At 51.4% G+C, this 17,562-nt stretch carries 14 protein-coding genes and 1 pseudogene; 1 reads left to right on the top strand and 14 read right to left on the bottom strand.

Annotation, left to right across the window (positions count from 1 at the left end; genetic code table 11):
- Positions 1-9 precede the first annotated feature (9 nt).
- From EDM59_RS14200 to EDM59_RS14190, 3 genes are all read right to left on the bottom strand, one after another.
- Positions 10-1,170, bottom strand: coding sequence for a M20/M25/M40 family metallo-hydrolase (locus tag EDM59_RS14200; protein ID WP_122924204.1), 1,161 nt, complete (start codon positions 1,168-1,170; stop codon positions 10-12).
- 24 nt (positions 1,171-1,194) lie between these two features.
- Positions 1,195-2,469 carry an imidazolonepropionase gene (gene hutI / locus EDM59_RS14195; protein ID WP_122924203.1) on the bottom strand — a complete coding sequence of 425 codons (1,275 nt, stop codon included), beginning with the start codon at positions 2,467-2,469 and terminating at the stop codon, positions 1,195-1,197.
- A 75-nt stretch (positions 2,470-2,544) separates the two neighbouring features.
- Complete coding sequence (locus EDM59_RS14190; RefSeq protein WP_122924202.1) at positions 2,545-4,266, bottom strand: urocanate hydratase; 1,722 nt, start codon at positions 4,264-4,266, stop codon at positions 2,545-2,547.
- A gap of 360 nt (positions 4,267-4,626) precedes the next feature.
- Here EDM59_RS14190 and EDM59_RS14185 point away from each other — a divergent pair, with 360 nt between their 5' ends.
- Complete coding sequence (locus EDM59_RS14185) at positions 4,627-6,348, top strand: sigma-54 interaction domain-containing protein (protein ID WP_122924201.1); 1,722 nt, start codon at positions 4,627-4,629, stop codon at positions 6,346-6,348.
- Between the two features lie 89 nt (positions 6,349-6,437).
- Here the strand turns inward: EDM59_RS14185 and EDM59_RS14180 are convergent, their stop codons facing one another.
- From EDM59_RS14180 to EDM59_RS14130, 11 genes and pseudogenes are all read right to left on the bottom strand, one after another.
- Positions 6,438-8,057 (bottom strand): amidohydrolase, encoded by a 1,620-nt coding sequence (locus EDM59_RS14180; protein ID WP_122924200.1) that lies wholly within the window; start codon positions 8,055-8,057, stop codon positions 6,438-6,440.
- Complete coding sequence (locus EDM59_RS14175) at positions 8,054-9,481, bottom strand: amidohydrolase family protein (RefSeq protein WP_122924199.1); 1,428 nt, start codon at positions 9,479-9,481, stop codon at positions 8,054-8,056. Before EDM59_RS14175 ends, EDM59_RS14180 begins: the two co-directional genes overlap by 4 nt.
- A 34-nt stretch (positions 9,482-9,515) precedes the next feature.
- Positions 9,516-10,256, bottom strand: a pseudogene (locus EDM59_RS14170) (amino acid ABC transporter ATP-binding protein); the annotation flags it as partial.
- Positions 10,257-10,281: 25 nt separating this feature from the next.
- Positions 10,282-10,935: an amino acid ABC transporter permease gene (locus EDM59_RS14165; protein WP_122924197.1), complete on the bottom strand. Its 654-nt coding sequence runs from the start codon at positions 10,933-10,935 to the stop codon at positions 10,282-10,284.
- A gap of 51 nt (positions 10,936-10,986) precedes the next feature.
- The gene (locus EDM59_RS14160; RefSeq protein WP_092266272.1) at positions 10,987-11,808 is read right to left on the bottom strand and encodes a transporter substrate-binding domain-containing protein; all 822 of its coding nucleotides are present in this window, start codon (positions 11,806-11,808) and stop codon (positions 10,987-10,989) included.
- A gap of 398 nt (positions 11,809-12,206) precedes the next feature.
- Complete coding sequence (locus tag EDM59_RS14155) at positions 12,207-12,728, bottom strand: GNAT family N-acetyltransferase (RefSeq protein ID WP_122924196.1); 522 nt, start codon at positions 12,726-12,728, stop codon at positions 12,207-12,209.
- A gap of 149 nt (positions 12,729-12,877) precedes the next feature.
- Positions 12,878-13,195, bottom strand: coding sequence for a cytochrome o ubiquinol oxidase subunit IV (cyoD, locus tag EDM59_RS14150; RefSeq protein WP_092266274.1), 318 nt, complete (start codon positions 13,193-13,195; stop codon positions 12,878-12,880).
- Position 13,196: 1 nt separating this feature from the next.
- A complete protein-coding gene (gene cyoC, locus EDM59_RS14145) occupies positions 13,197-13,808 on the bottom strand; it encodes a cytochrome o ubiquinol oxidase subunit III (RefSeq protein ID WP_122924195.1) in 612 nt (203 codons plus the stop codon).
- Positions 13,808-15,778, bottom strand: coding sequence for a cbb3-type cytochrome c oxidase subunit I (locus EDM59_RS14140; protein ID WP_122924194.1), 1,971 nt, complete (start codon positions 15,776-15,778; stop codon positions 13,808-13,810). The genes cyoC and EDM59_RS14140 overlap by 1 nt, the downstream gene beginning before the upstream one ends.
- Positions 15,779-15,801: 23 nt before the next feature.
- On the bottom strand, positions 15,802-16,791 hold the full coding sequence (cyoA, locus tag EDM59_RS14135; protein ID WP_122924193.1) for a ubiquinol oxidase subunit II: 990 nt from the start codon (positions 16,789-16,791) through the stop codon (positions 15,802-15,804).
- Positions 16,792-17,287: 496 nt separating this feature from the next.
- Entirely contained in the window at positions 17,288-17,500 is a 213-nt protein-coding gene (locus EDM59_RS14130; protein ID WP_092266278.1) for a hypothetical protein, read from the bottom strand.
- Between the last annotated feature and the right edge of the window lie 62 nt (positions 17,501-17,562).

Here is a 17,562-nt window from a genome sequence, read left to right as displayed (position 1 = left end):
TTTCCGGCATTATTGGTGGGCCGCACGCCATTCCTCGATCAGTGAAATGACACATTTGCCGGTATTGAACAAATTTTCTATGCTGATATGTTCCTTGAAGGTATGAATATTGCGAAAACCGAGTCCGAGCGTGATGCAGGAAAGACCATTCTCATTCAGTACGTTGGTATCCGCGCCTCCCAGTGTTTTCGTCAGATACGGCTCTACTCCGATTTTTTCAGCAGCGGCCAGTGCCGTGCGTACGTGAAGATCATCTGGAGCTGCCTGGAACCCCAGGTACTTTTTCTCGATGCGCGCAGTTGCTGTGCCCCCGTGCTGCATGGCGGCATCCTCGACAGTCTGGACCATATGCTCTATCTGTCGCTTGAGCCCCTCAGCCGAAAAGCTGCGTACCTCCGCCCCCATTTTGACTTTCCCCGGGATGATGGACGTCAGTTCTCCGCCTTCGATGACGCCGACATTGGCGAGAGTCTGATCGTCAATCTTGCCCAGCCGCATTCGGGTCAACGCCTCGGCTGCAATCAGGAAAGCGCTGATGCCTTCCTCTGGATTCAACCCGATGTGCGAGGACTTCCCTTGTACCTCCCACCAGATTCGGCTGCTGTACGGTCCTTGCAAAATAATCTGGCCCACGTCGCCGCTGCTGTCAAAAATGTAGCCGGCCTCGCTGCGTACAAGCGAGTAGTCGAGATGCGTGGCGCCTACCAGTCCAGGCTGCTCATTGACGGTCAGAATCAGCTCGATTGGGCCGCAGCGTGTTCCCTTTTCCTGTATCACCTCAATCGCTTCCAAATAGGCAGCCAGCGCAGCACGGTCATCCGCTCCCAAAATGGTGGTACCGTCCGAGTAAATCACGCCGTCGCGAATCACAGGCACGAGACCTTTTGTCGGCAGCACCGTATCCATGTGTGTAGAAAAAAACAAGGGTGGAATGTCCGAATCCGTCCCCTCCCACCAGGCGATCAGATTCCCGCAGCTCCCGCCAAACGCGTGGTGCGCCTGGTCGAATTGCAGGGAAAATCCCAGCTTCGTCAAGCGCTGAACAAGGTAGTCGGCGACAGGCTGTTCGTTTCCACTCGGTGCGTTGATGCAGGCGAGCTCCAAAAAGCTGTTCAACAAACGCTCTTCATTAACGGCAATTGCATCCGCAGTACGACCTTGATCCTTCATAGCAAAGGTCCCCTTTCACACGATCTACACCCACACTCTTTCTACCAAGGACCGGTCCACAACGACCTTGCCCCGTTTGACCACTTGATCAATGACGTTGACACCATAACGATAGATGGCGTGCTCGTAGCTAGGAACGTTCCATATTTGCAGATCAGCCAGCTTACCGGCTTCGATGGAGCCCCTGTCATGTGCAAGTCCCAGTGCCTTCGCTCCCCCTATCGTGGCTGCTCGCAGCGCTTCCGCCGGTGACATCCGATACAGACGACACGCCAGCATCATGACGAATTGCATCGACTCTGTCCAGCAGCCCGGACAAAGGTTGGTCGCCAAGGCTAGCGTCATCCCAGCGTCCAGCATCGCTCTGGCATCGAACGGGCGGGCATGCTGGACAGCAAAATCGATCCCTGGCATGATGACGCCCGGTACGTCGGCATCCGCAAGCTTGCGCATCACCGCTTTGGGTGTGTAATTGAGGTGATCCGCCGAAAGCATCCTCATCTCTGCCGCCAGATCTGATCCTCCTACATAGGAGTAGCAATCCGTATGAATTTTCGGCTGCAGGCCCGCTTTTTGCCCGGCCTCCAAAATGCGCGCCGATTCTGCCGCTGTGTAGTGCCCGTCATCGCACCAGACATCGCAAGCCGTAGCAATCCCGAGTCCACTGACCCACGGAATCATCTCCTCGACCAGGATGCTGATATAGACGTCCTTTGGCAGATCAGCCGGCCAGCCGTGAGCGCCGAGGAAGGTGCTGCAAATATCGAGCGGCAGCTCCTTTCCCAGACGGGCATTGACGTTCAGCATCTTAATCTCATCCTTCAGCGTCAGGCCGTACCCACTTTTGATTTCCACGGTGGTCGTTCCTGCGTGCATCATGCGGACCAGTCGCTCTTTTGCAGACAAAAACAGCTCCTCTTCGCTCTCTGCCTGCGTCATGCCCACGGAAACGTGGATACCCGTCTCAATGCCCATTTTCTTGAGCTGCTCCGGATTGTCCACGGTCATCCTAGCAGCGTATTCGGTCACGCGCGAGCCACCGAAAACCGTATGCGTGTGGCAATCGACAAACCCTGGCACTACAACCTTGCCGCTAGCCTCTATCACTTGTGCCTGTCCGCAATCCACAGCCGCAGTCACTTCTTGACGTGAACCGACTGCCACTATGCGCTCTCCTGCCACCGCGATCCAGCCGTTGGTCAGCTTGCCAATGGAATCCATGCCGTCCCCTGTGCAAGTCAGCACTTCTGCTGCCCCCGAAATCACCAGGTCAGCCTTTGGTTTTCCGTTCCTCTCCATACTTTCACCCCCCTGCATTTGTAGGGGGACTTCTTGGCCCCCCTCATTGAAAACATGCTGCTGCGCTTATTCTTCTTACAGGTCTTTAGGACCGAAAGTGGCTTTTGGCGTCCACCAGAGCGGCACTTTGATGCTCTCCTTCGTCAGGCTTCCTTTCCCGTTAGCGACGTCCTTTGCCGTCTGATAGCCTGCCTGCGCGTGACGCACGACACCGATGCCAGAGTCTACCGTCATGCACACAGACAGACGCATATTGGCTTCGTCGGTTCCATCCGCAATCATCGTGACGCCCGTATGGACCGCTTCGCCCATCGAGTAGTTCGCCTGCAGCGCGATCAAGTCACACATGCCGACTGCATTGAGCAGCCCGTTGAGCACCGGCCAGTCGGAGATGAGGTCTCCTCCGTCGAGCATTTTTTCGGATTCAAACGTGGGGTTGACGATCGAGCCAGAGTCCAGATTGTCCCGAGAGAATGCCACCGGACCTGCCAGTTCGCCGCGTCGCACCATTTCGTTTACTTCCAGGGCAAACTCCTTGCGTTGACCGAAGCCGAGGTAGCAAATGCGGGCGGGAAGCCCTTCGATGGGAATATGCTCACGCGCCAGCTTGATCCAGCGGGTGACAAGCAGATCGTCCTTGAATTTGTCTAGCACCATCTCATCGATCTTCGCTAAATCAGACGCTTCTCCAGAGAGGCAGACCCAGCGAAACGGCCCGCGGCCTTCGCAGAACAGCGGGCGGATATACTCAGAGACAAAGCCTGGAATCCTCATCGCTTCGTCCTCTGGCATCCCGGCATCGCGACATTCCTTGCGCAGGCTGGTGCCGTACTCAAACGCATGGACACCCTCATCAAAGAACCTGTTGGTCACACGCAGCTCGCGAATCATCGTCTCCCGCGCCTTTTCCAGGTACAACTCACGGTCTGCTTTGCGCAGCTCTTCTGCTTGCTGCACAGAATAGCCGGATGGCAAATAGGAGATCGGGTCGTGAGCCGGTGTCATCGAGGTAAGGATATCCGGCCGGAAGCCTTTGGCGAAGGCTTCCTCGAACAGATCGGCAGAGTTGCCCACTACCGCGATCCCGATCGCTTGCCCCTCGTTCGCATGCTCGCGCGCCAGCTGGATTGCTTCATCGAGCGAATCGGCAAGCAGGTCGATATAGCCCACCTTCATGCGGCGGCGAATAATCTCTTCGTTGGCATCAACCAGGATGCAGACTCCTCCGTGCATCGTCATCGCTCTCGTTTGATTACCACCCATTCCACCTGCTCCAGCCGTAAGCAGGATTTTTCCGACGAGCGTATCGTTGTAGTGCTTGCGTGCGATTGCAGACAATGTTTCAAATGTTCCTTGGATCACGCCCTGTGTCCCGATGTACTCCCAAGGTGCTGCCGTATACTGGGCAAAGATTGTCAGGTTTTTATCCTGCAGGTCATAGAACGTGTTCCACGATGGGCGCATGATGTTGGTCGTCGCCATGACGACTGTCGGCGCAAATTTATGTGTTTTGAACACTGCTACTGGCATCCCCGATTGGACGACCAGCGTTTCATCGTCCTCCAGCTCTTTCAACGATTGGACGATCGCATGGTAAGACTCCCAGTTCCGTGCGCATTTGCCGATCCCGCCGTAGATGACGAGCTCCTCCGGCTTTTCCGCGTTCTCCATGTTGTTTTCCAGCATGCGCAAAATGGATTCCTGCCGCCAGCCTTTGCATCGCAGAACCGGTCCGCGCTGGGCTTTGACGGAGTAAAGTATTTCTGGCTTTTGCGAAGTGATTTCGGATTGAGACATGTTGAGATCCCCCCTGGTTTTTATTGGCGAAAATCATCGATTCAGAAAATGAGTGGCTGGTCTTGTTCATCCCACAGCTACTCCTCTCTGTCTGCCCTCTCTAAATAGCAAGCCCCGTGCCAAATCAATACGCCAGACCTTAAAGAGCCGTTTTCCTTGCTGCATCAAGGCTTTTCAGGCAAAGGCTTCTCCATCCCCTCCTCCTGTTTTCCTCTCCAACGCAAAAGAAATCTGCCGCCAAATTTATCTGCGGCAGACTTAAAAAGTCGCTTCTGTTCGAAATCCCATCCTTCTGATATGGTAAATTGAGCGAAAGTTCTGAAAGAGGTACATAATGGCAAACAGGAGTGTGATCACCAAATGGTTGAAGCTGCTGCGATTGGAACCCTGCTGACAGAAATCGTGCCGGGTGTTGTCATTCTGGATGAAAATAGCCGTGTCGTCTGGCATGGAGGACGTTTGAACGACTGCTTTCCCTTAAAGAACGGCATGCTCGCTGCGGATATTTTCCCTTTCGCCTTGCCTGCTGCGCAGGATCAAACAACGACCTTTACGACCTCTCAGAGCAGAAAGTTTCTGCTGCGTTGCAAGCCGCTTGATCTCCCCACGACACGTATGACCATTCTCATGCTCGAAGAACTGACGGACCTTTTGGAAAACAAGGACGCGCGGCTCGCTTGCCTCGAGACAATCATCGATTCTCTCGACGAAGGCGTCATCCTGAGCGATTATCGAGGCAAAATGCTTTTGTACAACAAGGCGCAGGAGAAGCTGGAAGGGCTAGTAAGCGACAGGGTCGTAGGTAAATATTTATGGGAGGCCTACAATTACAGCCCCGAGCTGTCCGAGCATCGCCGTGTGTTTGACTCCGGTACTCCGATCATCGCGCAGTATCGGGCGCACGCTACTATTAAAGGCAAGCCGCAATATGTCACCTATAGCACCTATCCGATTGTGAAAGATGGCGAAACGATCGCGGTATTTTCTGTGAGCACCAACGAGACGAAGCTGAAAGATTTGCTGCACGAAACGCTCGAGCTGAAACGGCGCATCTCCGACCCAAGCAGCGCGAGTAAAGAGAGACCTAGCACGGGAGCCATGTATACGTTCTCGGACATTTCCGGGATCAGCCCTGCTTTTCGCAATCTGATTCAGGAGGCGGAGAATATTGCGCTTCACAACACCGACATTCTGATCGTGGGCGAAACAGGGACAGGCAAAGAGCTGTTCGCACAAAGCATCCATAACCTCAGCAAGCGCTCTAAAAGTCCGTTTGTGGCTGTCAATTGCGCAGCCATTCCAGAAAACCTGCTGGAGAGCACCTTGTTTGGCGCGGTAAAAGGAGCGTACACCGGTGCAACGGATCAGACAGGCCTGTTTGAATTCGCCCAGGACGGAACCTTGTTCCTCGACGAAATCAACTCGATGCCGATCGCACTGCAGTCCAAGCTGATGCGTGTGCTGGAGGAGCGCATGATCCGGCGCTTGGGCACGACCACGGTCACACCGATTCGCTGCGCTGTCATCAGTGCGTCGAACGAAGATCCCCAGGAGCTGATCACTGCAGGCAAGATTCGACTCGATCTGTACTACCGAATCGCCCGTTCCTGCCTTTACATTCCACCGTTGCGGGAGCGCAAAGATGACATCGCCTATCTGCTCCGCCATTTTATCGAGCTATATAACAAAACAATGAACAAGAGTATTACAGGCATGACGGATCGTCTCCGGGAGCTGCTCCTGTATTACCGTTGGCCAGGCAATGTGCGCGAGCTGCAACACGTTATCGAAAATCTGGTGATCCGCTCGAATGATAAACAGCAATTGCTCGATCTGAGCCACTTGCCTGCCTACCTGCGCGCAACGCTAAACAGCCAGCGAAGCACCGCACATTCACGCAAAAACGAGACACGCCCTCTGAAAACAGCGGTCTCTTCGGCTGAGCGTGATTATATTCTTAATCTGCTGGAACAGTCGGGCTGGAATATCACCAAGACCGCACAGCAAATGGGGATGACACGTCAAAGCTTGCAGTACCATTTGAAAAAGCTCCACTTACGGAAGGAAGAGCAGAGCTATTGAGCAAAAAAGAGAGCCAACCCACACGTTTAGTTCCGTGTAAGCTGGCTCTCCTATCTAAGCTCGCGACATTTCAGACTGTCATCGCTTCCTTATATTTCTACCAGGTTTTTGTTACCGCCGTTTTCATAGCACACCTCTCCGCCGATGATGGTCCGCTCAATCTGTGTGTTCAAAATCTCGTCGGCTTCGACCTTCATCAGATCCTGCGAATAGACGGTCATGTCGGCAAACTTCCCGCGACTCAGGGTACCTTTGACCGTTTCCTCGTTGGTCGCGAGTGCACCGCCGTATGTGAAAATACGCAGCGCTTCTTCGATCGTCAGATTTTGACCCGGGTTGTAGCCCGCATGCGTATCTTTTGGTGCACGGCGCGTAACCGCAGCGTGAATCCCGAGCAGTGGCTCCAATGGCTCTACTGGTGCATCTGAGCCGCCTGCACACATGATCCCTGCCTCCAGCATGGTCTTCCAAATATACGCTTGATCCGCTCTGTCTTGCCCAATGCGATCAGCTACCCAAGGGAAATCGCCTACCACAAATCTCGGCTGGATATCGGCAATCATCGTGGGACGCTTCAGTCGAGCAAGCTGATCAGGACGCAGGAGAGAGGTGTGAATCATGCGATCCCGCAGTGCAACCGCAGGAAAGCGGTCCAAGGTATCCAGTACGTTGTCCAGCGCGAGATCACCAATGGTATGAACCGCGATGGGCATATTCGCTGCCCGAGCCTCGCGGAAGATCTCATAAAGCCTGGCGTTGTCGTGAATCTCACTGCCTACGTTGCCCGCATCATCTGTGTAAGGCGCGGATAACAATGCCGTTCGGCCCCCAAAGCTGCCGTCCGCAAAGACTTTGACTGCACCGATTTGCAGCGTTTCATTGCCGTACCCAGCGTACATCCCCAGTTCCCGCACGCGCTGAATATGCGGATAGTAGATGAGCAGATTGCAGCGAAGCCTTTCCTGCTCCTGATTTAGCAGCTCATCGTACAGCTGCCATGTTTGGTCGATGCCGCCAAAGGTGCGCAAATCCTCTGTATGTACGCCAGTCAGACCTGTACGGATTGCGTAGCGAATGGCTTCTCGCAGGGAGTCCTTGTACTGCTGATAGGTAGGCTCCGGGATGTGTCGCTCGATAATCTCCGCAGCGGTTTCCAGCAGCATGCCTGTCGGCCGCTTCGTCTGAGGGTCCAAGACGACCGTTCCTCCAGACGGAATATCCATATCAGGAGAATACCCAGCGATCTCAAGCGCTTTGCTGTTCACCATATCGACGTGACCGCACACCCTCGTGAGGATAACTGGCCAGTGCGGAGCTACCCGATCCAGCTCCTCGATGGTCGGCATTCCGCCCTCGGTGAAACGGTTTTCGTCCCAGCCTCTTCCCTGAATCCACCCATTTACAGGTGTTTCGTCAGCCTTTTCTTTAATCGCCTGGAGCAGCTGACCCTTCGTCGTGATCGATCCGAGATCCATCGTCATCATTTTCGTCGCGATGGAAGACAGGTGCAGATGGCTGTCAATGAGACCTGGCGTAACCATGCTTCCTCCCAGATCCTTCACCACCGCGTCTGCTCGCCCCCACTGCAAAAGCATGTCACTCTGGCTTCCCAAATCGATGATTCTTCCATTTCGAACAACAACTGCCTCGACTGTCGGCTGATTCTGGTCAAACGTGTAAAAGCGGCCATGCGTATAGATCGTTGTCATAGATATCCGTCCTCCATCATTTGATAAACATCGCTGTGCGCCGCCACAATATCGTCTCGGGAGCGTCTGCTGATCTGCACGGCTGCCTCCTGTGCTTGTCGAATTGCTTCCTTTTCGTCTACCGTCAGCAGCTTGCGGTCCTCCATGATGATTTTCCCGTCGACGAGGACCGTCTCCACCTCGCTGCCTTTCGCCGAATATACGAGATTGGGTACGATATTGCGGATTGGATCGGTATAAACGGGGCTAAGACTCGGATCCTGTAAATTGATAAGGAGAAGATCGGCTTTTTTCCCTTTTTTCAGGCTGCCGATTTCATGCGCCAGACCGATCGCTTTGGCGGATTCGATCGTTGCCAGTCTCAAGGAAAGCCACGCCGGAAACACCCGGGGGTCGGAGCGTTTCACTTTATTTAGAATAGCAGCGAACTTCATTTCATTGAACATGTTATTGCAGTTGTTTCCCGGTGCTTGATCCGAGCCAAGTGCCGCCTGACCCCCTGCCTCCAAAAAGTCCATGACAGGTGGAACCAGTCCATCGATGATCCCGATGCTGCCTGCGCAGTAGATCATCGATGCACCACGTCTGGCTACGAGCTGCGCCTCTTCCACAGTGGCCTCCGTCAGATGAACCGCCATCAGGCGAGAATCCAGATAGCCGAGCTCATCGAGATACGGGATGGAACGTTTGCCGTACCGCTTGATCATCTGATTGATTTCGCGGTCACCCTGCGCCACGTGCATATGGATGCGCGTATCGTACTTTTCTGCCAATGCTTTGACTTCCAGCAGCAGCTCCGTGCTCATCATGTCTGGTCCCTGCGGCCCAAACAGCACCGTGATCCGCCCGTTTTCCTGCCCATGCCATTCCTCGAACAGCCGGATATTGTCCTGCAGTCTCTGTTCCCCTAGCCCTCTGTCAAAGGGATACAGCTCCCCGACCGGATTTTTCCCGATGTCATTTGGCAGCTCGTTGACCGTTTCCGCTACTCTGGCACGTGCCCCTACTTTGGCGTAATGCTGTACGATCCGGTTCATGCCGTAATCATAGTCGCAAAACGTCGTCGTGCCAGCCTTGATTCCTTCGATGATCGTCACCAGAGAGCCGGCGAGTGACTCTTCCTGGGTCGTATTCTTCTTGAACGGCCACAAGCCTTTCTGCATCCAATGCGACATATCCTGAGCCATTCCTCTGTAAATGGAAATGCCGCTGTGGATGTGCGCGTCAATGAATCCGGGCATGACGAGCTTTCCCTTTGCTTCTATCACTCGATCTGCCTGATAGCCTGCGAGAATTTCCTCTGTTGTTCCTACATCGAGAATCGTGTCGCCTTTTACAGCGACCGCCCCGTTCTCGATCATCCCGACACCCTTGCCCTCCATCGTCATGACATACGCATGAGCAATGATCAAATCCGCTTTCACATCCACGCCTCCTTTTTCTCCGAACGCAGAGAGTCTAATGATTGAGAACCTTGGAAAGGAAATCCTTTGCACGCTCGGTCTTGGGATGGGTAAAAAACTGTTCAGGTGGTGCCACTTCCACGATCGCTCCATCCGCCATGAAGACGATTTGATTGCAAATTTCCCGGGCAAACCCCATCTCGTGCGTCACGACCACCATCGTCATTCCTGTAGCGGCCAAGCTTCTCATCGCATCCAGCACCTCTTTGATCATCTCGGGATCGAGAGCAGACGTCGGTTCGTCAAACAGCATCACTTTTGGATCCATCGCCAACGCCCGCGCGATCGCCACGCGCTGCTGCTGCCCACCTGACAGCTGGCTCGGATACGAACCGAACTTCTCGCCCAAGCCGAGCGAGGTTAGCAGCTTTTTCGCCTTTTCCTCCGCCTGATCCTTGGGAACCTTCTTGACCTGAACCGGAGCGATGGCGACGTTTTCTACAGCAGTCAAATGCGGGTACAAATTGAATGACTGGAAGACAAAGCCAATGTCCGAACGCAGCTGGTTGATATTCGTCTTTTTGTCATGGACTGAAATTCCGTCCACGATGATCTCACCCGTCTGAATCGACTCCAATGCATTTATGCTGCGAATGAGCGTGCTCTTTCCCGCTCCACTCGGCCCGATCAGCGCAAAGACATGTGATTTCTGCACCTCTAAATCGATGTTTTTCAATACCTGCACACTTCCGAAGCTTTTGTTTACGTGTTTAATCTGGATCACTGGCGGGCCTCCTTCTTACGTTGATCGTACGGTTTCCCTATTCGGACACCCGGTATCTCCGCTCAAATGCACGAATGACTTGAGACAGGAAAAAGGTAATGCAGAAGTACATGATGGCGACGAAGCTCCATACTTCCAAGGATCGAAAAGACGTGGAAACGAGATTCTTGGCTACGAGCGTCAAGTCCACTACGGAAATGACAGAGACGAGCGAGGAGTCCTTGATCAGCGTAATGAACTGAGAGGCCATAGGCGGCAAGACTTTGCGCATCGCCTGCGGAAGCACGATAAAGCGCATCGCCTGCACGTAGGACATGCCCGAAGAACGTGCCGCCTCCATTTGACCGCGCGGTACCGCTTGGATACCCGCCCGGACGATTTCGGCAATAAACGCTGCCGAGAAAAGGCCTAATCCCATGACCCCCGCCAGGAATGGTCCCAGCTTCAGCCATTTGCCAAGCACAAAGTAAATCCAGAACAACAAGACAAGCAAGGGTACTCCGCGAACGAATTCCACATAGCTGACAGCCAAAAACGATAAAATACGGTTGCGCGAAATACGGAGCAATCCCAAAAGAATCCCAATCGGAATACTGACAACCAATGCGCATGCGGATAGTTGCAGCGTCAGCCACAATCCATCCATTAATAAACCAATATTTTGAGGAATCACGTCCCAAGCGCTACCCATGTTGAGCAAGCCTCCTTCTGTACAGCCTTATTTGGTAGTAGGAGCGGATAGCTACTGCTGCTGCACCTGATTGATCCAATCGTTGGATTTAAACCATTTTGTCGTCGATGCTTGATCATCCAATCCGTTGCGGTACGATGCCAGGAAGGAGTTTACCCACTGGATTGTCGCTTGATCGTTCAGAGGCAGGGCGATTCCCAGGTTTTCGGAAGACAGGATCTCATATACGCCGCGGACCGAATCGCTGTTCATCATTTCAAAGACGCGAACACCGGGCTCGTCAAAAATCAGGGCATCTGCCTGGCCCTGCTTCACTGCCAAAGCTGCGTTAGTAAAGCCGTCAAAATCCATAACCTGTGCATTCTTAAATAGCTGCTTGGCGAGCAAAGAGCCAGTCGACCCTTGTCCGACGGCAATCTTTTTGCCTGCCTGATCGAGCTCCTGCCAGCTTTTCGTCGTTGTATCCTTCTTTGGCACCATCACGACCTGTCCCGAAGAGTAGTACGGATCGGAGAAGCTGACGGCTAGAGCACGGTCTCCGCGAATCGTCATCCCGGAAATGACCATGTCGATGTCACCTGTCTGCAAAGCAGGAATCAAGCCGCCGAAATCCGTAAAATCTTTAAATTCCACTTCAACCTTTAGCGCGTTTGCAATGGCAGTCCCCAAATCCATGTCATACCCTACGAATTTGCCGTCTTTATCTTTCATTTCGAACGGAAAATAACCACTGGAAGTCCCGATAACAAGCTTTTTCTTATCCAGCACCTTTTGAATCGTGGATGGCCCGCTCACTGTGCCTCCCGCTTCCTGCGAACATCCCGTTACGATTGCGAGCAATAATGCCAACCATAAAAACGCCCATTTCTTCATCTTTTTACCCCCTGGATTTGTTTTTTGTTCCTTTTGTTGTAAATCAATTACAAAAAAGTAGAGCTATTTATATAAGCCAACAGGTGCTGGGTTATATACTGCATCCGAAAATGTTGTGTTTAGACAAGGGTGAGATAGCGAATGAATGAGAAGGGCCGATGGGCGGACGCCGTGCGGTAAGTTGTGAGGTCTGGATGGATGTCTGTCGGAGGTTACTATCGATATATTCATGATATTTTATCTATAGGCGACTAAGCAAGAATACCATTCTGAATATAAAGAATATTGATGAATTGCGCAATTTTCTATAATATTTCCATATCAAGAAATATCTACCGAGGAAGAATCGTTGACTAGGATCGGAAATGAATGCAGGAAAAATCACGGCGGTTTTGGACCTAAAGCTCGATCCAAAACCGCCGTACGACATTTCCGTCTTCTTCTATGAAAGCTGATTCAAATACGCCACCGTTTTTGACAATCGTCTTTTCCGAGCCGATATTCCCTTCGTCACAGGCAACCATGACCCTCTTCAGTCCCAGCTCTTTCGTTTTTTGCAAGGATTGGGCGAGGATCCTTGTCGCGTATCCTTTTCTTCTCTGCGAGGGGACGACTCCGTAGCCAATATGCCCTCCCGTGTTCAAAAGCTTTTCATTCAAGGTATGGCGAATGTTCACCGCCCCTACGACCTGCTCCTGTTCATCTACGAGCCAGTAGGTGGAGTTCGCTACCCAGCCTGGTTGCAGCTTCTCGCCGCTCTTTTCCACTTCCAAATACTGCAGGTACGCTGCAAGATCAGATGGATCTCTGTCGACAACCCAGGGAACGATCGGCTCCTGGGACTCTTTCCATTCCCGATAAAAAGCTAGATACGACTCTCGATATTGCATGGACGGCTCGACAAGATGAGCTTTTCCCATTGGAATCCACTTCCTTCCCGGATAAATTCCGTTTATCTTATCACGCTACAGACAGGCGCTCAAGCGCTTTTTTATTTGGCGAAAAAAAGAAGCGTGACACCGGCAAACTTCTGCCAGCATCACGCCTTGGTGTATCATAACTGTTTTGCTTAATACTTGTTGAACATCATGATCCAGATGGAACCCGCGATGATCGTAAACACGATCACCAGACCCAGAACCAATGTCTGTACGTTGTAGCGTGGCTTTTCGCCTTCGCGAACGTGCATGAAGAAGAACAGCTGAACGATAAATTGCAGGACCGCCATCACCAAGATCCAAATGACTGTGGTGGTCTTGTCGAGCATGTTGTTCATGACCATCACCAGTGGAATAATGGTGAGCACAATCGACAGGATAAACCCGATTACATAGGATTTCAACGATCCGTGATTGTGATGATCTCCATGGTTTTCATGTTGTGACATCCTACATCACCCCCATCAGGTAGACGACTGTGAAGAGGAAGATCCACACAACGTCCAGGAAGTGCCAGTACAAGCTCAGGTTGGTCACTTTGCGGCGTGTTACTGGTGTAATACCGCGGCGCTTCAGCTGAATCATCAGCGCCACCATCCAGAACAAACCAACCGAAACGTGAAGTCCGTGTGTACCGACAAGCGTAAAGAATGCGGACCAGAAAGCACTTGTTGCCATGGTTGCACCCTCATGCATCAGGTGCGTAAACTCGTTGATCTCCAGTACGACGAAGGCCAGACCGAGTACAGCCGTTACTGCCAGCCAGGAAATCATTTCTTTGACTTTGCCTTTATTCATTGCCAGAACTGCCAGACCGCTCGTAAAGCTGCTGGTCAACAGGATAAAGGTCGATGCGATAATCCCTGGAAGTTCAAACAATTCTTTTCCTGTCGGGCCACCCGCGAAGTTATGCATCAATACCGCATAAGTGGCAAACAGGGAACCGAATAAGATACAGTCCGTCACAACGAAGATCCAAAAACCGAGGACCTTTAGTTGTTCATGTTCTTCATGGCCATGTTCATGATCGTGTCCATGAGCGTGGTCGTGTTGAGTCGCCATTAGTAAACCCTCCCCAGTGAAGCCTCCGTGCTGCGCACTTCCTCCACTGGTACGTAATAATCCGTATCATATTGGAAGGAACGTGCCCACATGCACAGCGCCACGCCGATAAATCCAATTACCGCCATCCATACCCAGTGGAACGTAAATCCGAATCCGATCAAGAAGAAGAAGAGGGACATAATAAACGGAATACCCGAGTTTTTCGGCATATGGATTGGCTCCAGATGCGCCGGCTCTTCTTTATACGTGCCATTTGCTTTTGCTTCTTTTGTCAGCCACCAGTCGTCCGCGCCTTTTACCGTAGGAACGACAGCGAAGTTGTAAAACGGTGCTGGAGAAGGAATCGACCATTCCAGCGTACGTGCATTCCACGGGTCACCTGTTGTATCGCGTTCACCGTGCTTGATGCTGTAAGCAATTTGCCATACTTGGAAGATGAAACCGATCCCCATCAGGAACGCCCCGACAGTAGAAATCAGGTTGAGATCTGCCCAGCCGCGATCCCAGCCGTATGTGTAGTAACGGCGAGTCATACCCATGAAGCCCAGTGCGTATTGCGGCATGAAGCACACGTAGAAACCGATATTCCAGAACCAGAAACCCCATCTTCCGAGTTTCTCATCCAGTTTGAAACCGAACAGTTTTGGCCACCAGTAGTAAATACCTGCCAGGTAACCGAACACGACCCCACCGATCAATACTTGGTGGAAGTGGGCAATCAGGAAGTAACTGTTATGGTACTGATAGTCTGCTGGAGCTACCGCCAGCATGACACCCGTCGCACCACCCACGACAAAGCAAGGAATGAAGGCGATGGTCCACAGCATTGGCTGTTTAAAGGATATCCGACCGCGGAACATTGTAAACAGCCAGTTGAATACCTTTACCCCGGTTGGGATTGCAATAACCATTGTCGATATCGCAAAGAACGCGATAACACTAGCACTTGTACCCATTGTGAAGAAGTGGTGAGCCCATGTGAAGAACGATGCGATCGCGATCGCCATCAAAGCCCACACCATGGATTTGTAGCCGAAAATCGTTTTCTTCGAGAACGTCGCTACAACTTCAGAGAAGATACCAAACGCTGGTACTACTACGATGTATACCTCTGGGTGACCCCACATCCAGATGAGGTTGAGGTACATCATCGGATTACCGCCGCCGCCCATAGTAAAGAAGTGAGCACCTGCGAAACGGTCAAGGAACAAGAGAGCAATCGTTACAGTCAAGATTGGGAAAGCAAAAATGATCATGATGCTGCTGGACAGTACAGACCAGCTGAACAATGGCATTTGGGAAAGCTTCATGCCAGGCGCACGCATTTTCAGAATGGTTACGATGAAGTTAATCCCCGTCGCCAAACTACCAATCCCTGAGATCTGAATCCCCCAAATCCAGAAGTTCTGACCTGGACCCGGACTGAAATCATTTTGAGACAATGGCGGATACGACAACCAACCTGCATCAGGAGAGCCCCCGATAACGAACGACAGGTTGAACAGCATCGCACCCAGCATGAACAGCCAGAAGCTGACTGCATTCAAGAACGGATACGCAACATCTCGTGCGCCCAATTGCAGCGGAACGACCATGTTAAACAAACCAAACATCATCGGCATCGCCATGAACAAGATCATGATCGTACCGTGAGTCGTAAAGATGGCATTGTAGTGATCCGAATGCAGGAACTCTACGTTCGGGAATGCCAGCTGCACACGCATCAGCAGGGCGTCAACCCCACCGCGGAACAGCATCAGCAGGGATGCGATCAAATACATGATCCCGATACGTTTATGGTCAACGGTAGTCAGCCATTCAGTCCACAGCCAACCCCATTTTTTATACTTCGTAAGGACAAAGACGATCGCGACCATAGTCAGAGCGATGGAAACGTCTGCACCGTAGATCAGCGGATCACCCGTAACAAAGAACGTGGACGCAAATTCCTTAATGTTCTCCCACACGAGGTATTCCTCCTCCCTTTCGTCTAGTGATTCATCTTGGAATGATCCATTCCTGGCATGTTGGAATGATCCATTCCTGGCATTTGGCTCATATCAGAGCCTTGCTCGGTTTCTTTCGTTGTTGCCGTTTCATCCGGGTGCATGACGTGATTCATATCATGACCGTGGCTGTATTTCTGAACGATTTCTTCAAACAAGCCTTCTGGGAATGCAGAGAACATTTTTTCCTCTTCCATTACACCTGGCTTTTTCAGTTCATCATAATCTGCCTTGGACATGGCAGGCGTGGTACCTTTCACTTGCTGTACCCACTGGTCAAACTCATTTTGCGGCTTGGCAACCACTTTGAATTGCATGTGAGCAAAGCCTTCACCGGAGAAGTTCGCGCTAAAGCCTGCGAATTCACCTGGCTGATCCGCTTGCAGATACAGCTCAGTTGCCATACCGGACATCGCGTAGATCTGACCGCCCAGCTCAGGCACCCAGAAAGAGTTCATCGGTGCTTCAGCCGATACTTGGAAATGAATCGGCACACCGGCCGGGATTTCCAGGTAGTTAACAGTCGCGATGTTTTGGTCAGGATAAGTAAACATCCATTTCCAATCCAGTGCCGTAACCTGAATGGTCATCGGCTTCACTTCTTTATTCGGGTTTTCTTTCAACGCGTATGTGTCACGAACTGTGAAATAACCCAAGATGGCAATGATGACGATCGGAATTCCCCACCAAATCACTTCAAGGGTCGTATTATGGGCCCAAGTCGGTTTGTAAGGTGCCTTGTTCTCCGGTGTATCGCGATATCGATAGACGATAAAAGCGGTAAGCGCGAGAACGGGAACAATTATGATTGCGCACAAAATCACTGAGATGATAATGAGATTGTACTGCGTTTCGGCAACGGGTCCTTTTGGATTCAGGACGAGATAATCACTTCCACATCCCGATAGCAGGACAGTTGCTAGTGCTGCCAAGACCCAAAAATGAAATTGCCTCAGCATTTTTCCTCCACTCATTCTCCTAATCCCTCCCTCTTTCACACAACAACAGAAGCAATGCTTCTTTCTACACTTTTTTAGCACAAGTGAACACTTGTCGTAACCGCACCTACATACTATCAGAGCCAAGATGTTTTTGTACTCGTTTTTTCGCACGTTCAAGATTTCGTAGTTTTTCTGTTACAAAGTGTTCACGAAGCGGTCACTAGTTGATCATAATATTGCTATGAATATCCACTCCTCCCCAAAAATCCCCTTTTCCCCCTCCTTTTTCGGCACGCAAAAAAGCCCAATGAGACCTTGGCATCACTGGGCTAATTCACTGTCAATAAAATTTTACTGAGTAGAAGACAAGCGAAAGTGTCCTTTTTCGGCGACCGTCACATTTGTGAACGCCTAGGTTCACCGCTTGTCACTTTTGCTGTTCCTTTCGAAAAAACAAAAAACCTCTCATTTCATTTATATAGCGAAAATGAGAGGCTTCGTTTCCTATGCTTTTGTGATTGTAACTTTCTCACACTTCTTGTTTCCGGATGTTCATCAGACGAAATACTGTGCTCAGAAGGAAAATGTTCATACCTGCGATCAGGAAGCCGATGGATACCATCAACGGGAAATTCTCCGATCTGAAATCGCTTACATTAAATACAAACAATAAAACTCCAACGATCGTAGCGGTCCAAGCCATCCATTTCAGTGTATCAGCTGCTTTTGTCTCATTATTCATATCACAAGACCCCTGTCTTTTTTGTTTTCGTTTCTCTCTTATGAACACATTGTAACACAAAA

The sequence above is a fragment of the Brevibacillus nitrificans genome (genome assembly GCF_003710965.1).
GTDB classification, from domain to species: Bacteria; Bacillota; Bacilli; order Brevibacillales; family Brevibacillaceae; genus Brevibacillus; species Brevibacillus centrosporus.
Note: the sequence above shows the minus strand (reverse complement) of the source record. Positions and strands in the feature narration are given on the sequence as shown.

What these genes read in the sequence shown, in the direction of transcription:
- EDM59_RS14200 (WP_122924204.1), bottom strand. Translation starts at nt 1,170, where the DNA reads ATGAAGGATCAAGGTCGTACTGCGGATGCAATTGCCGTTAATGAAGAG.
- hutI (WP_122924203.1), bottom strand. Translation starts at nt 2,469, where the DNA reads ATGGAGAGGAACGGAAAACCAAAGGCTGACCTGGTGATTTCGGGGGCA.
- EDM59_RS14190 (WP_122924202.1), bottom strand. Translation starts at nt 4,266, where the DNA reads ATGTCTCAATCCGAAATCACTTCGCAAAAGCCAGAAATACTTTACTCC.
- EDM59_RS14185 (WP_122924201.1), top strand. Translation starts at nt 4,627, where the DNA reads ATGGTTGAAGCTGCTGCGATTGGAACCCTGCTGACAGAAATCGTGCCG.
- EDM59_RS14180 (WP_122924200.1), bottom strand. Translation starts at nt 8,057, where the DNA reads ATGACAACGATCTATACGCATGGCCGCTTTTACACGTTTGACCAGAAT.
- EDM59_RS14165 (WP_122924197.1), bottom strand. Translation starts at nt 10,935, where the DNA reads ATGGGTAGCGCTTGGGACGTGATTCCTCAAAATATTGGTTTATTAATG.
- EDM59_RS14160 (WP_092266272.1), bottom strand. Translation starts at nt 11,808, where the DNA reads ATGAAGAAATGGGCGTTTTTATGGTTGGCATTATTGCTCGCAATCGTA.
- EDM59_RS14155 (WP_122924196.1), bottom strand. Translation starts at nt 12,728, where the DNA reads ATGGGAAAAGCTCATCTTGTCGAGCCGTCCATGCAATATCGAGAGTCG.
- cyoD (WP_092266274.1), bottom strand. Translation starts at nt 13,195, where the DNA reads ATGTCACAACATGAAAACCATGGAGATCATCACAATCACGGATCGTTG.
- cyoC (WP_122924195.1), bottom strand. Translation starts at nt 13,808, where the DNA reads ATGGCGACTCAACACGACCACGCTCATGGACACGATCATGAACATGGC.
- cyoA (WP_122924193.1), bottom strand. Translation starts at nt 16,791, where the DNA reads ATGAGTGGAGGAAAAATGCTGAGGCAATTTCATTTTTGGGTCTTGGCA.
- EDM59_RS14130 (WP_092266278.1), bottom strand. Translation starts at nt 17,500, where the DNA reads ATGAATAATGAGACAAAAGCAGCTGATACACTGAAATGGATGGCTTGG.